The organism is Phosphitispora sp. TUW77 (assembly GCF_048453025.1).
Taxonomy (GTDB): domain Bacteria; phylum Bacillota; class Thermincolia; order Thermincolales; family UBA2595; genus Phosphitispora.
The window spans coordinates 1,220,883-1,235,668 of record NZ_CP156677.1; the positions used below are offsets into that span (position 1 = coordinate 1,220,883).

General features: G+C 42.6%; 14 protein-coding genes, 1 other RNA gene and 1 riboswitch. All 15 genes read left to right on the plus strand.

Translation table 11 applies throughout. From position 1 onward, the window contains the following. Positions 1 to 38 precede the first annotated feature (38 nt). The 15 genes from hisS (at position 39) to glp (ending at position 14,708) form a co-directional block, all read left to right on the plus strand. The gene (hisS, locus tag ABFY19_RS05600; protein ID WP_418792263.1) at positions 39 to 1,304 is read left to right on the plus strand and encodes a histidine--tRNA ligase; all 1,266 of its coding nucleotides are present in this window, start codon (positions 39 to 41) and stop codon (positions 1,302 to 1,304) included. A gap of 45 nt (positions 1,305 to 1,349) precedes the next feature. Further along, entirely contained in the window at positions 1,350 to 3,143 is a 1,794-nt protein-coding gene (gene aspS, locus ABFY19_RS05605; protein WP_418792264.1) for an aspartate--tRNA ligase, read from the plus strand. A 183-nt stretch (positions 3,144 to 3,326) separates the two neighbouring features. After that, positions 3,327 to 3,510: non-coding RNA, 6S RNA (ssrS, locus tag ABFY19_RS05610), on the plus strand. Between the two features lie 79 nt (positions 3,511 to 3,589). Then, entirely contained in the window at positions 3,590 to 4,297 is a 708-nt protein-coding gene (locus tag ABFY19_RS05615) for a ThiF family adenylyltransferase (RefSeq protein WP_418792266.1), read from the plus strand. Between the two features lie 77 nt (positions 4,298 to 4,374). Further along, the gene (locus ABFY19_RS05620) at positions 4,375 to 4,656 is read left to right on the plus strand and encodes a metal-sensitive transcriptional regulator (RefSeq protein ID WP_418792267.1); all 282 of its coding nucleotides are present in this window, start codon (positions 4,375 to 4,377) and stop codon (positions 4,654 to 4,656) included. 29 nt (positions 4,657 to 4,685) lie between these two features. Continuing rightward, positions 4,686 to 5,015, plus strand: coding sequence for a thioredoxin (gene trxA / locus ABFY19_RS05625; protein ID WP_418792268.1), 330 nt, complete (start codon positions 4,686 to 4,688; stop codon positions 5,013 to 5,015). A 118-nt stretch (positions 5,016 to 5,133) separates the two neighbouring features. Beyond that, a complete protein-coding gene (locus ABFY19_RS05630; RefSeq protein ID WP_418792269.1) occupies positions 5,134 to 6,486 on the plus strand; it encodes an AAA family ATPase in 1,353 nt (450 codons plus the stop codon). Positions 6,487 to 6,488: 2 nt separating this feature from the next. After that, positions 6,489 to 6,839 (plus strand): winged helix-turn-helix domain-containing protein, encoded by a 351-nt coding sequence (locus ABFY19_RS05635; RefSeq protein WP_418792270.1) that lies wholly within the window; start codon positions 6,489 to 6,491, stop codon positions 6,837 to 6,839. Positions 6,840 to 6,978: 139 nt separating this feature from the next. Next, a complete protein-coding gene (fdhF, locus tag ABFY19_RS05640) occupies positions 6,979 to 9,654 on the plus strand; it encodes a formate dehydrogenase subunit alpha (RefSeq protein ID WP_418792271.1) in 2,676 nt (891 codons plus the stop codon). Between the two features lie 16 nt (positions 9,655 to 9,670). Next, positions 9,671 to 10,096: a hypothetical protein gene (locus tag ABFY19_RS05645; RefSeq protein WP_418792272.1), complete on the plus strand. Its 426-nt coding sequence runs from the start codon at positions 9,671 to 9,673 to the stop codon at positions 10,094 to 10,096. Between the two features lie 3 nt (positions 10,097 to 10,099). Then, positions 10,100 to 10,223: riboswitch (molybdenum cofactor riboswitch) on the plus strand. Positions 10,224 to 10,305: 82 nt separating this feature from the next. After that, positions 10,306 to 11,106: a molybdate ABC transporter substrate-binding protein gene (gene modA / locus ABFY19_RS05650; RefSeq protein WP_418792274.1), complete on the plus strand. Its 801-nt coding sequence runs from the start codon at positions 10,306 to 10,308 to the stop codon at positions 11,104 to 11,106. A 1-nt stretch (position 11,107) separates the two neighbouring features. After that, entirely contained in the window at positions 11,108 to 11,788 is a 681-nt protein-coding gene (gene modB, locus ABFY19_RS05655) for a molybdate ABC transporter permease subunit (RefSeq protein ID WP_418792275.1), read from the plus strand. A gap of 1 nt (position 11,789) precedes the next feature. Next, positions 11,790 to 12,434 carry an ATP-binding cassette domain-containing protein gene (locus ABFY19_RS05660; protein ID WP_418792542.1) on the plus strand — a complete coding sequence of 215 codons (645 nt, stop codon included), beginning with the start codon at positions 11,790 to 11,792 and terminating at the stop codon, positions 12,432 to 12,434. A gap of 14 nt (positions 12,435 to 12,448) precedes the next feature. Further along, positions 12,449 to 13,486, plus strand: a complete 1,038-nt coding sequence (locus ABFY19_RS05665; RefSeq protein ID WP_418792276.1) for a molybdopterin-binding protein — start codon at positions 12,449 to 12,451, stop codon at positions 13,484 to 13,486. Positions 13,487 to 13,490: 4 nt separating this feature from the next. Then, a complete protein-coding gene (glp, locus tag ABFY19_RS05670; protein ID WP_418792277.1) occupies positions 13,491 to 14,708 on the plus strand; it encodes a gephyrin-like molybdotransferase Glp in 1,218 nt (405 codons plus the stop codon). Positions 14,709 to 14,786 lie beyond the last annotated feature (78 nt).

Sequence of the window (14,786 nt, forward strand, 5' to 3'; positions counted from 1 at the left end):
AGGTTTTTGTATTCAGCCGGTGAAGGAGGTAATATATTGTGTTAACTTCAAGACCCAAAGGAACAAATGACATTTTACCGGGACAGGTTAATAAATGGCATTACCTAGAAAGAATTGCCGGGGAAATCTGCCGGGAATACGGATACAGTGAGATAAGGACTCCGGTCTTTGAGCATACTGAGTTGTTTTCACGCGGTGTCGGTGATACAACTGATGTAGTTGAGAAAGAGATGTACACATTTAACGACAAGGGCAAGAGAAGTATCAGCCTGAGACCGGAACAAACTGCCTGTGTGGTCAGGGCTTATGTGGAGAATAAACTTTTTGCCCTCCCCCAGCCTGTTAAGGTCTATTATGCCGGACCGATGTTTCGTTATGCTAACGTTCAGGCCGGAAGGTACCGGCAGTTTCACCAATTTGGTGTGGAGGTGCTGGGCAGTAAAGACCCTGCTGTTGATGCGGAAGTTATCACCATGGCAATGGATTTTTACCACAGGCTGGGACTTAGAGGTCTTGAGCTGCACATAAACAGTGTTGGCTGTAATGACTGCAGGCCGTTACATAGGGAAAAACTGCAGAGTTACCTGGCTTCCAGAGTTGAAGGTCTCTGTAAACTATGCCAGTCCCGGTTCTCCAGAAACCCGATGCGCATTCTTGATTGTAAAGAAGAAAAATGCCTGGAATTAAGCAAGGAAGCTCCCACTACCACTGACTGCCTTTGTGAAAACTGTGCCGCTCACTTTAATAAAGTCAAGCAATACCTTGATGATATAGGTGCACAGTATATTGTTGATAACCGGCTCGTTCGTGGTTTGGACTATTATACCAATACGGCTTTTGAGATAATGGCCAGTGATATAGGGGCCCAAAGCTCCATTGGCGGAGGTGGAAGGTATGATGGTCTTACAGAAGAGATTGGCGGCCCTGCAGCTCCGGGTATTGGGTTTGCCCTCGGAATCGAGCGCATCATAGCAGCAATGGAGCGACAGGGATTGGATTTTCCTGTAGAAGGTCAGCTTGATGTGTATATTGCTTCCCTTGGTGAAAAAGCAAAGCAGGAAGCTTTTAAGCTCGTATATACCCTGCGGCGGGCAGGGATCGCTGCGGAGATTGACCTTATGGGAAGAAGTCTTAAGGCGCAAATGAAATTTGCCAATAGGTTTGAAACATCTTTTACCCTGATTATGGGAGAAGAAGAGATAGAAAGAGATATAGCCGTTGTACGGGATATGTTTTCCGGAGAGCAGCAGGAAGTGCCCTTAACTGGGGTAGTGGAATACTTGTTAAAGCAGTTGAGAAAATAAGCAGTTGGGAAAATAAGGTCGACAGGGAGAGGAGAAAAGCATAACATGATGGAGTCGTTGCAGGGAATTAAAAGAACACATATGGCAATTGAAATTTCAGTTGAGGATATCGGGGGCTGTGTAACCCTGATGGGATGGGTGAATACCCGAAGGGATCATGGGGGCCTGATTTTTGTGGATTTGAGGGACAGGTCTGGGATTATACAGCTTGTTTTCAGCCCCGAAGTGGATAAAGAGGCATTTCTGAAAGCGGAAAGAGTTCGCGGAGAGTATGTCCTGGCAGCAACCGGTGAAGTGCGCAGGCGCAGTGATGAAGCTGTAAACCCGAAGATAAAAACAGGTCAGATTGAGGTCTATGTAACTGAACTCAGGGTTCTTAATACTGCCAAGACCCCGCCCTTCTATATTGAAGAAGATATTGATGTTGATGAGAACCTCAGGCTAAAGTATCGGTATCTGGACCTGCGCCGGCCTGATATGCAGCGGAGCTTGATTTTGAGGCACAGGGTGACCAAGGCTGCCAGGGATTTTTTGGACAATAAAGGTTTTTTAGAGATTGAGACCCCTATGTTGACCAAGAGTTCTCCTGAGGGAGCCAGAGATTATCTGGTACCCAGCAGGGTTAATCCTGGGAAGTTTTATGCACTGCCCCAGTCACCTCAGATATTCAAGCAGCTCTTGATGGTTTCCGGGATGGATAAATATTTTCAAATTGTACGCTGTTTTCGTGATGAGGATTTGCGGGCCGACAGGCAGCCGGAATTTACCCAGATTGATCTGGAAATGTCATTTGTAGATGTCGAGGACATCCTTACCCTGATGGAAGAAATGATAGCACATACATTCAGGGAGGCTGCCGGTATTCAAATTGAGACCCCTTTCCCCAGACTTACATACAGGGATGCTATGGACAGGTACGGTTCAGATAAGCCTGACCTGCGTTTTGGCCTGGAACTGAAAGATTTCACTGACTTGGCAGCCGCGTCTGATTTCAAGGTATTTGCCAGTGTAGCTGCTGCAGGAGGTCAGGTCAGGGGAATCAATGCTAAGGGCTGTGCTGATTTTACCAGGAAGGAAATAGACGATCTGACTCGGTTTGTAAGCATTTACGGGGCGAAAGGATTAGCGTATATAGTTGTGACCGCAGATGAGCTGAAGTCACCTATCCTGAAGTTTTTCAAAGAAGAGGAAATTAATACCATTCTGGATAAGTTTGGGGCGGAACCTGGAGATTTACTGTTCTTTGTGGCAGATAAACCTTCTATTGTCGCCGCGGCTTTGGGTGCCTTGCGTGAAGAGCTTGCGAGGAAGAAAAATTTGGTTGATCCTAATGTGTTTAAATTTGCTTGGGTCGTAGAGTTCCCCTTGGTTGAATATGATGAGGAGGAACGTCGCTGGGCAGCGATTCACCACCCCTTCACTTCACCTTTTGAGGATGACTATGAGCTTATGGAATCTGATCCCGGTAAGGTCAGGGCACGTGCTTATGATATGGTGTTAAACGGAGTTGAACTAGGTGGCGGGAGTATCAGGATTCACAGGCGTGATATCCAGGAAAAAATGTTTTCACTGCTTGGTCTCTCTGAAGAAGAAGCCCGGGACAAGTTTGGCTATCTGCTGGAGGCATTTGAATATGGAACCCCGCCTCATGGTGGAATTGCTTTTGGGCTTGATAGAATGATTATGTTGATGGCAGGGAAGAATACTATCAGAGATGTTATACCATTTCCCAAAACACAGAGCGCCACCGACATGATGTCACAGGCGCCGTCGGAAGTTACGTTAAGGCAGCTTCAGGAGCTTCATATCAGGCTCAATGTGGCCAAGGCGAAAAAATAAGTCTTGCCGGTATGAAACAACATGGTTTATTGTGTCAAGACCGGTAATTAGTTTGCTTGACCTAAAATAGATGTATAACATGCTTTGCTTGAGTAATACTATTATTATTGTGGGAATACTAGGTTTTTTGTCACTTGAAGCCTAAAAGCCTATATGATATATTAAGGTTACAAGAGTAAAGAAAACACCCTGCGATGCGCGTGATTTTCCGATTAGTATTGAGCCAACATCAATACTAAGGGAGTTTTAGCTCCGGCTGTGGCATGTATGCCTCCTTGGATGAGGAAACATAAAGCAGTTGGGCAGACACCCACCTGTTGAGCACAGGTTCAAAGTACAACGGTCTCACGGCATAAGTGGGGTATTTTTTTTGTCTTTTTGCTTACAGTTATGGTACTATTATTAATGAACCTATATAAACAAACGAAGATGGGATGTTAATTATTATGTCACATAGATTTTCACGCACTGAAATTCTAATAGGCCGGGATGGCCTGGATAAATTAAAAAATAGCCGGGTTGCGGTTTTTGGTGTCGGCGGTGTGGGGTCTTTTGCTGTAGAAGCGCTGGTGCGGGCAGGCATAGGCAGTTTGGTGATTGTTGATTTTGATAATATTTGTGAGACGAACATAAACAGGCAGATTCATGCACTGATATCTACAGTGGGTATGCCCAAGGTTCAGGTAATGAAGGCCAGGGTTCTTGACATTAATCCGGACATCAGGGTAGAAGCAATACAGGAATTTTATACTCCTGAAACCGGTGCAAGACTGGTTGATATTGAAACAGATTACATAATAGATGCTATTGACAATGTGACCGGGAAAATAGATTTAATTAAGAACTCAGTGGAAAAAGGAATTCCAATTGTATCAGCTATGGGGGCAGGCAATAAATTGGATCCTGCAGGCTTTGAAGTAGCCGATATCTCTAAGACTTCGGTTTGTCCCCTGGCACGAGTGGTTAGAAGGGAATTGAGGAATGCCGGCATTTTGAAAGGTGTTAAAGTAGTTTATTCCAGGGAAAAGCCGGTGTCTTCGAACATATCATGTATGGGCAGCATTTCATTTGTGCCGCCGGTTCTAGGCATGATACTTGCCGGAATTGTTGTCAGAGATATTTTGGAGGGAGTGTCAAGAAAGACAGAGTTATAAATTGACATTGCATTTTGCCCGTATTATAATGAAACTACCTAATACCCTGGCAGGGTAATTTTTGGAGGGGGAAGAAATTGCACGACATAGTGGATGTTAAAGATAATCTTGATAAAAGACTGAAACGGATTGAAGGCCAGGTAAAAGGTATCAGAAGGATGATTAATGAAGAAAAGAACTGTCAAGAAATTTTGACACAGGTCTCTGCAGCGCGTTCCGCTCTTAAAATGGTTGGAAATATAGTGCTGAACCATTATGCTGCTGAATGTTTATGCAATTCAATTTCTGCAGAGGACAATAAAGCTAAACTTGATGAATTGCAAAAACTTATCCAAACTATTACCCGGTTTGCAGATTGATTCTAAACTTATGAAGGGAGTTGGCTTATATGGCGAGTGATAAGGTACTTACACTGACTAATGACAATTTTAAAGGTGAGGTATTACAACAATCAGGGCCTGTATTGGTTGACTTCTGGGCTCCGTGGTGTTCCCCATGCCGGATGATAAGCCCAATAATTGATGAATTGGCAGGCGAATATTCAGGTAAAGCTAAGGTTGGCAAGGTGAATGTTGATGAAAACCGGGAAATAGCTGTTGAATATGGGGTAATGAGCATTCCTACCCTGATTCTCTTTAAAGATGGTAATGCTGTTGACCGGGTAGTTGGTTTTAAATCAAAAAAAGATCTCCAAAACTTGCTTGATCAGCATATATAAAGTCCGGCAGTTGTAGATTGTAGGATGTTTATTTTTGATTAATATGGTTTGAATTAAAGAGTTGGTTGGCGAACCGGCTCTTTTTTTCGAAATACTATAAAATACTGGAGATGAAAATATGGACCTGTTTGAAGCAGGCAGACAGAGTTATATGAAAAAAGAAGCACCATTGGCAGTTAGGATGCGGGCCAGGACTCTTGATGAGTTTGTGGGTCAGGAAGAGATAGTTGGAAAAGGAAAGCTGCTGCGAAGAGCGATTGAGGCAGACAAATTATCTTCAGTCATATTTTACGGGCCTCCGGGAACTGGAAAAACAACACTGGCCAGGGTTATTGCCAATACTACCAGGGCTTTTTTTGAGCAGCTTAATGCAGTAACTTCTGGTGTAGCCGATATAAAACGGGTTGTAAAAAATGCTGGGGACAGGCTGGGAATGTACAGCCAGAGAACCATTCTCTTTATTGATGAGATCCATCGGTTTAATAAGTCACAACAAGATGCCCTGCTGCCCTCCGTTGAGGATGGGACTGTTATATTAATTGGGGCTACAACTGAAAATCCGTACTTTGAAGTAAATGCTCCCCTTTTGTCACGGTCAAGGGTGTTTATGTTTAAGCAGCTCAGTGATGCTGAAATTGCCCGGCTGGTTAATTTGGCTCTAAAAGATGAGGAGAGGGGATTAGGACAATACAGGGTCAACTTGAAAGAAGAAGCCCTAAATCACATAGTAAGCATCGCCAACGGGGATGCCAGGTCTGCCCTTAATGCGATTGAACTTGCTGTACTTACAACACCGCCGGGTGAAGATGGGGTGCGGGAGATAAACCTGGAAGCTGCTGAAGAATCTATCCAAAAAAGGTCAGTGACTTATGACAAATCAGGGGATCAGCATTATGATGTGATATCTGCATTTATTAAGAGCATCAGGGGTTCAGACCCTGATGCGGCACTGCACTGGCTGGCCAGGATGATTTATGCCGGTGAAGACCCTAGATTCATAGCCCGGAGGCTTCTGGTTCATGCTGCGGAAGATGTGGGGCTGGCTGACCCAAATGCGCTGGTTATGGCCATGTCTGCAGCGTATGCCCTTGAATATATCGGTATGCCGGAAGCCAGGCTTCCCCTTGCGGAAGCAGTTATTTACATAGCCGCTGCACCTAAAAGCAATGCTGTTATCAAGGCGATAGACAGTGCATTAAGTGATATTGAGAATAAGAATATTGGGGCTGTGCCGGTTCATCTGAGAGATGCTCACTATAAGGGTGCGGCAAAATTTGGGCATGGCAAAGGTTATAAATATCCTCACCAATTTGATGGGAATTACGTTGAGCAGCAGTATTTGCCGGATGAATTGCTGGGAACAAAGTATTATAATCCCTATGACAATGGGTATGAGAAGAAAATTACCAGATGGCTTGCTGAATTAAAGGAAATAAATGACAAGCGAACTAATCCCCGGAGAGGTGATTGAATTTGAATAAACTAAAGCCAAGATCAAAAACCTGGATAGAATTTGATGAGGAAGTTGTTTTTGGTGCCGGCAGAGCCGCATTGTTTCAAGCAATAGAAGAAACCGGTTCTATCCGTCAGGCTGCTAACAAATTAGGTATGTCATACCGGGCTGCCTGGGGTAAAATCAAAGCTACGGAAGAACGCTTAGGAATAAGGTTAGTGGAAAAATATGCCGGAGGTCTTCAAAGTGGAGCTGTTTTAACCCCTCAAGCTAAAGAACTGATGGAAATTTTTCAACAGTTTAAAAAGGATTCTGAAGCTTCAGTAGATGAGCTGTTTATTCGACATTTTAACAAGTTTTTTAGCAGTTAAGCATTATGTCAATATTGACATAATGCAATCCGCACGGTAAACTAGATATTATAAAGGCTTAGCTTTGATAAGCACTAAAATATAAAGCCATTATGCCAAAAATGACATAATGGACTTTGTGTGTTTGGGGAGGAGTAATATGGTTAACCTTACTATTAACGGAAAATCTGTAATTGTTCCGCCGGGGACGTCTATTTTGGAAGCCGCTCAAAGCATAGGAATTGACGTGCCAAACTTTTGCTATGATAAAGACTTAACTGTTGGGGCAGCTTGCCGAATGTGTGTTGTTGAAGTGGAGGGCAGCCGTAATTTGCCGGCGGCTTGTGCTACACCGGTAAGTGAAGGGATGGTAGTACATACTGAATCTGAAAAAGTTGTTGATGCGCGTAAGATTATTTTGGAGCTTTTGTTAGCTAATCATCCACAAGACTGTATGACTTGTGAAAAGATGGGTGACTGCCGTTTGCAGGATTACTGCTACAAATACGGGGTTAAAGAGACATCTATTAAAGGTGATAAGAAACAGTTTGAGATCGACAGTGAAAATCATCTTATTGAGCGTGATCAGAACAAGTGTATTTTATGTGGCAAGTGTGTACGGGTTTGCCAAGAGGTCCAGGTTACGGCAGCAGTGGATTTTGTTGGCCGGGGTTTTTATACCAAGGTTACTACCCCGTTAGACATGCCTTTAAGTATGGATGTTTGCCGTTTTTGTGGTCAGTGTGTAGGGGTTTGCCCTACCGGGGCGCTTATTAACAAGCAGTTGAAGGGGAGCCGGGTCTGGGAGGTCGAAAAAGTTAGGACTACTTGTCCGTTTTGTGGAACAGGATGCAACTTTGATCTGAATGTTAAGGACGGTAAAGTAGTAGGGGTTACCCCTAACCCGGATGCTCCGGTGAATGGTCGTTCGCTGTGTGTAAAAGGACGTTTTCACAGTGATCTTATTAACAGCCAGGACCGGATTACTAAACCTTTGATTAAAGAAAACGGGGTTTTTAAAGAAGCAACGTGGGATGAGGCGTTAAACCTGGTATCTTCCAAACTAAAACAGATTAAAGAACGGGATGGTGCGGATGCTATTGCAGCCTTAAGTTCCGCCCGTTGTGTAAATGAAGACAACTGGGTCATGCAGAAATTTATGCGCGCGGTTATCGGCACAAATAATGTCGATCACTGCGCCCGTACCTGACACGCTCCTACCGTGGCCGGTCTGGCTACAACATTGGGTAGTGGGGCAATGACCAATTCCATATCTGAAGTTGAATTCAATGATGTGTTATTTATTATCGGTTCCAACGCAACTGAAGCACATCCGATTATCGGAAACAAGATGAAACGTGCTGCTCAACGCGGGGCCAAGCTGATAGTTGTTGACCCGCGGCGTACAGAATTAGCGGAATATGCAACACTGTGGCTGCCGTTGATCCCAGGCACTGATGCTGCATTGATTAACGGATTGATTTACTTGATTATCACAGAAGGATGGGCTAACACGAAATTTGTAGAGGAACGCTGCGAGGGTTATGATAACATGTGGGAGGTAGTACAGAAGTACCCGCCGGAACGTGTTAGTGAAATTACCGGTGTGCCGGCAGAAAAAATTTACGCTGCTGCTGAACTCTATGCGAACACAGAAAAAGCAGGGATTTTCTATACTCTTGGAATAACCGAACACACCACGGGAACAGCAAATGTAATGAATCTGGCCAACCTGGCTATGGTTACCGGGCATTTGGGGATAGAAAATGCCGGAGTTAACCCCATTAGAGGGCAGAATAATGTTCAGGGAGCTTGTGATTTGGGAGCACTACCCAATGTGTTCCCCGGATATAAGGCAATTTCCGACCCGGCTAATGTAGCTGTGTTCGAGAAAGCATGGGAAACGAAGCTTAATACACAAATGGGCTTGAGAATTCCAGAGATGCTGGACATGGCCATGTATGGCAAGTTAAAGGCTATGTATGTTATGGGAGAAGACCCTGTGCTGACAGACCCGGATGCAAATCACGTCCGTAAAGCAATAGACAGCTTGGAATTTTTGGTTGTGCAGGATTTATTTATGACAGAAACGGCAAAGTATGCTGATGTCTTTCTGCCTGCTGCCTGTTATGCTGAAAAAGACGGGACTTTTACCAATACCGAAAGGCGGGTGCAGCGGGTTCGTAAGGCAGTGGAAGCGCCCGGAGAGTGCAGGCTGGACTGGGAGATTATTTGTGATTTGGCGGGAAGGCTTGGCTACAAGATGGATTATAACTGTGCAGAGGAGATATTTGAAGAAATCAGGGCCCTCATGCCAAGTTATGCAGGAATTACGTATGACCGTATTGATAAAACAGGTCTGCAATGGCCATGCCCGGCAACGGATCACCAAGGCACAAAATTTCTGCATGTAGGCACATTCCCGAGAGGCAAAGGATTAATGCAGGGGATTGAATATGAAGCACCTGCTGAACTTACAAATGAAGAATACCCAATACTGCTAACAACTGGCCGGATGTTGTATCATTACAATGTTATGACAAGGCATTCAAAAAATCTGGATACTTTAAGGCCTCATGAACTTGCTGAAATTAATCCTGAAGATGCGGCCAAGCTAGGCCTATGTGAGGGAGACGAAATGCGGGTGACTTCTAGAAGAGGTTCTATCATAACTAAGGTAACACTTACGGAAAGAGTGCCTCAGGGGATAATATTCATGACTTTCCATTACTGGGAATCACCTGTTAACGAACTAACCAATTCCGCTTTTGACCCTATTACGAAAACTGCCGAATACAAGGTATCTGCTGTAAAAATAGAAAAACATGTTTCTTAAGAAAGGATAGCACATGTTGAAACAGAGCGATGCAGTTGCCCTGCGGCCAGGATATATTTCAGGATATGAGGCAATAAGAAGAATTGCTGCTGTTATGACTGGTTCAGGAACCAAACATGAGGAGGCAGGCTGGAAGGAATTTTGTTTTATTGCTGAAACAGATGGTAAATTTATTATTGAGAATGAGGTCTTAAAAGAGATAAAAAAATTACCTTATATAAAATTAGAATTTACAACATCGTGTTTCGTAAGAAAAAATGAAATTTTGGCAAACTGTCGAATTACGGATAAGATTGTACCTGAATATAACATAACACAAATTGAATTGCTTTTGAGCAACAGATGTTGTTTATTAACTGTACAACCGTTAGAAATACAGCTTATAAGCGTTTCCAAACTAGGAAGCAACAATTTAAGTAAAATTATGATGTTAATTCAGTAAAAAAATAATATTTCACTCCGAGCCTGTCTGCCTAAGGTTGGTAAATAAAAACTATGGAGACAGGCCGATAGGGTACGATGGGAAACGGTCGTGCCTCCCGACGGAAAGGGGTGATACAGTCTGGTTTATTTAAATCAATCAGACCTACTTTCCTGTGGGTTTGATTGATTTTTGTTTTTAAGAAATAGAATTGGAAAAGGGGAATTTATATGAGAAAAGTAAGAGGTTTATTATTTGTTTTGCTGATTACGGCATTATTTATAATTGGATGTAATAGTGCAGGCCAAATGTCGGATAATTCGGATACTAATGTTAACAAAGAAGAAATTATGGTTTCTGCGGCAATGAGTCTTAAAGATGTGTTGACAGAAACACAAGTGTTATACGAAGAGAAGAATCCCGGAGTTAAATTAAATATTAATTTTGGGGCTTCCGGTACGCTGCAGCATCAGATTGAGCAGGGTGCTCCAGCAGACTTGTTTATTTCCGCAGGGAAAAAGCAAATGGATGAACTGGAAAACAATAATTTGATAATAAAGGAAACCAGAGTTGACCTGGTTGGTAATGAGTTGGTGATGGTAGTAGATAAAGCTAACAAAAATATTAAAGATTTGCAGGACCTAACAGGACCGGAAATAAGCAGAATCAGTATTGGGACCCCAGAAACAGTACCTGCAGGCAAATATGCACAGGAGAGTTTGAAGTTTTTGAATTTATGGGATGCTGTACAGCCAAAGCTGGTATTGGCCAAGGATGTCAGGCAGGTGTTAGCTTATGTTGAAACCGGAAATGTAGAGGCAGGGCTGGTTTATGGCTCAGATGCCGGGATTTCAGATAAATTGAGAATTGCAGCAGTCGCACCTTCCAGTTCCCATAGGCAAATCGTCTATCCTGCTGCATTGATACAAAATTCAAATAATAAAAATGCTGCACAGAAATATTTGGATTTCTTGGGAACTAAAGAGGCACATGAAATATTCACTAAATTCGGTTTTAAGATATTAAAATAAAATGATATTTGATTACGAACCAATAATACTATCTATTAAAGTTGCGGCATTTGCGGTTACAACTGTAATTTGCAGTGCTATGCCCTTGGGCTGTTTAATGGCCAGACGAGATTTCCCCGGAAAAGATGTAATAGAGGCTTTTATTACTCTTCCTCTGGTATTGCCACCTTCGGTTATCGGGTTTATCTTGTTGTTCCTGTTTGGGAAAAATGGCCCTATTGGCAGTATATTGGCAAGCTACTTTCACATTCAAATAGTATTTACCTGGTGGGGTGCTGTGATTTCCTCTGCAGTAGTGTCTTTTCCTTTGATGTACCAGTCGGTAAAAGCATCAGTTAATGGAATTGACATTAATCTGGTTAAGGCAGCCAGGACACTGGGAGCCGGTGAAATGCGCATTTACCGGACAGTCATTCTACCACTGGCCTGGCCGGGGTTGGTAGCAGGCTTGGTAATGTCTTTTGCCAGGGCATTGGGTGAGTTTGGGGCCACCATGATGATAGCTGGAAATATTCCAGGCCGGACTCAAACCATTCCTTTAGCTATTTACTTTGCTGCAGAATCGGGGGATACAGAAAAAGCAGCATGTTTAGTGGTAATAATGATTTTGTTTAGTTTTTGCTTAATTTTTTGGGTAAACCGCTGGTCAAAAAAACTTCAGGGGAAAGTAGATGGGGATTGAGATGCTTCAGGTTAATTTTTTAAAAAAGCTGCCAGCTTTTGAGCTTTTTGTGGATTTTGAAGTTAACAATGAAATTGTTGTGCTTTGCGGGCCGTCAGGGGCGGGTAAAACCACTGTGCTTCAGTGCCTGGCCGGTTTAAAGGATGATATTGAGGGTTTCATTCACCTAAATAGCAGGATGCTTTTTTCTTCGGAGCAGGGTATTAATGTTCCGGCAAGGCAGCGGCAAGTAGGATATGTATTTCAGGATTATGCCTTATTTCCACATATGTCTGTAAAGAAAAATATCACTTACGGGATTCCTGGGGGCTGCAAATGCCGCGGAAATTACCGGATGAGTGTCCTGGAAGTCCTGGAAATGTTCCATATAACTCATTTGCAGGACCGTTTACCGGCCCAACTTTCTGGTGGAGAGAAGCAACGCGTAGCTTTAGCTAGAGCATTGATGACTGAGCCGGAGCTTTTGTTGCTTGACGAACCCTTGTCAGCTCTTGATCCGGCAATTCGTTTTGAGCTGCAAAAAGAGCTTAAGGAACTGCAGAGACATTGGGGGATTCCTTTTATCCTGGTCACTCATGATATACAAGAGGCCCAGTTCCTAGGGGATACAATAATAAGGTTTGATAAGGGTAAACAAATTAATTAAGAGGAGTTACAGTAATGGTATTGAAAAAAGTAAGGGTAGAAAATTCTATAGGAATGGTTTTGGCTCATGATATTACTCAAATTGTCCCTGGTATCAAGAAGGGTCCCTTATTCCGTAAAGGGCACGTAGTAGAAGAAAAAGATATACCACAATTGCTTAACATTGGCAAAGAACACCTTTACTTATTGGAACAGAGTGAGGGTTTGTTACACGAAGATGATGCCGCCATCCGTTTAGCCAATGCGGCAACGGGAAAGTCACCCGATTTTGAAATTACTTCTCCCAAGGAAGGCCGGGTTAACATAAAGGCTGCTGTTGATGGTTTATTGAAAATTAATGTTGAACAATTAGTAAAACTTAACTCACTTGGTGAAATAGTAATGGCTACACTTCATTCGAATCGTTCTGTGCGCAAAGGGGATATTGTTGGCGGCACACGTATTATTCCTTTATTAATTAAAGAAGAAAATATTACGGTTGCAGAAAAAACATGTGCAGTTAATGTACCGTTAATTAAAATACTGCCTTATATGCCTAAACATGCAGGCATAATTATAACAGGCAGTGAAATAAAGAAAGGCCGAATTACGGATAAATTTGGACCTGTAGTTAAAGAAAAGTTAGCTGCTTTTGACGTAGATATTCTCATAAGCACTTGTATTGAGGACAATTCTGAGCGAATCAGTGCCGCTATAAAGACATTTGCTGCCCAGGATGTTGATATGGTTATTGTTACCGGAGGAATGTCAGTTGACCCTGATGATGTTACTCCCCGCGCGATTAAGGCAACAGGGGCTCGTATAGTAAGCTACGGTGTGCCGGTTTTACCAGGGGCGATGTTTATGCTCGCTTACCTGAATGATAAGCCGGTAATGGGTTTGCCTGGTTGTGTGATGTACAGCGGGGTGACTGTTTTTGATCTGATACTGCCCCGGATTTTAGCCGGGGAAATAATTGATGTCAGTGATGTAGCTGTTATGGGACATGGCGGGTTATGCTTAAGCTGTGTGACTTGCAGTTATCCAAACTGTGCTTTAGGCAAAGGGGTATAGTCCAATGCGTGAATTGATAAGTCTTGAGGAAGCAGTGGCAATGATAATAGCTCATACTAAGATTGTTGGGAAAGAAGAAATTAGCTTGTTATCTGCTTTAGGGCGCGTATTATCGGAAGATATTTTTGCACCTATTAGCATACCTCCTTTTAATCGCTCCCCACTGGATGGTTATGCTTTAAGAGCCAAAGATATTGAAAAAGCTGACCTGAGTGAACCTGTGGAACTTGAAGTTTCCCAAGAGATTCAGGCAGGAAATTATAGTGATATTGAGGTTAAAAGAAATAAAGCAGTAAAAATTCTTACCGGTGCTCCTATTCCTCCTGGTGCAGATGTTGTAATTCGGTTTGAAGATGTTGAGAAAACAGGTTCAAGGATTAAGGTTTTTAAACCTTTAACGGCTTATTCAAATTATTGTTTTGCCGGAGAAGATGTTTTCAAAGGTGAAATGGTAGTATCAGCAGGAACAGTTATTAATCCTGAGATAATTACGGTTTTAGCTGGGCTTGGTATAGGTGCACTTAATGTTTATTGTATACCGAAAATAACTATTATCAGTACAGGTAATGAATTGGTTGATATTAATGAACAATTGTTTGCGGGGAAAATATATAATAGTAATTTGTATGCTATAGCAGCAGAAGTGCGCCGAATGGGTGCAATGCCTGTTCATGAAGGAATTGTCGGGGACCAAATTGATTTAATTGCTGAGAAAATCGATGTGGGCCTAAAAAGTTCGGACATGGTTATCACAACCGGTGGTGTATCTGTGGGAGATTATGACTTGGTAAAACAGGCAATAACATCATTAGGAGCTAATATTGTTTTTCACGGTGTAAATATGCGTCCAGGAACTCCTGCTATTTGTGCCGTTAAAAACGGCAAAATCATTATCGGCCTTTCCGGAAATCCGGGGGCGGCTTATGTTTCATATCACTTAATAGCAAAACCGGCAATATTTAAATTAATGGGATTAGACAAATGGCAACCTGCAAGTTCCACTGCTGTATTACAGGATGATTATCCTAAGGTCAGTAAGCAAAGAAGGTTTTTAAAGGGTCAGGTGTATTTGGATGACGGCATAGTTAAAGTGAGCTTAACGGGAAAACAAAATCCCGGTATAATCAAATCAATGATTAATTGTAATGCTTTGGTTGATGTACCTGCTAATACTATTGGATTAAAAGCAGGGAATAGGGTTAATGTTGTTTTATTACATTAGATTATTTTTAGCAGCAAAAGAGATGTTCCGGCAAATACCGATATTATGTAATTTGGCTGCCCCACTAATTTTTTGACA

Bases quoted from the DNA above. Each gene is read 5' to 3' on its own strand.
- modA (WP_418792274.1), top strand. From the start codon at position 10,306: ATGAGAAAAGTAAGAGGTTTATTATTTGTTTTGCTGATTACGGCATTA.
- ABFY19_RS05665 (WP_418792276.1), top strand. From the start codon at position 12,449: ATGGTATTGAAAAAAGTAAGGGTAGAAAATTCTATAGGAATGGTTTTG.
- ABFY19_RS05660 (WP_418792542.1), top strand. From the start codon at position 11,790: ATGCTTCAGGTTAATTTTTTAAAAAAGCTGCCAGCTTTTGAGCTTTTT.
- aspS (WP_418792264.1), top strand. From the start codon at position 1,350: ATGATGGAGTCGTTGCAGGGAATTAAAAGAACACATATGGCAATTGAA.
- ABFY19_RS05615 (WP_418792266.1), top strand. From the start codon at position 3,590: ATGTCACATAGATTTTCACGCACTGAAATTCTAATAGGCCGGGATGGC.
- trxA (WP_418792268.1), top strand. From the start codon at position 4,686: ATGGCGAGTGATAAGGTACTTACACTGACTAATGACAATTTTAAAGGT.
- ABFY19_RS05630 (WP_418792269.1), top strand. From the start codon at position 5,134: ATGGACCTGTTTGAAGCAGGCAGACAGAGTTATATGAAAAAAGAAGCA.
- modB (WP_418792275.1), top strand. From the start codon at position 11,108: ATGATATTTGATTACGAACCAATAATACTATCTATTAAAGTTGCGGCA.
- glp (WP_418792277.1), top strand. From the start codon at position 13,491: ATGCGTGAATTGATAAGTCTTGAGGAAGCAGTGGCAATGATAATAGCT.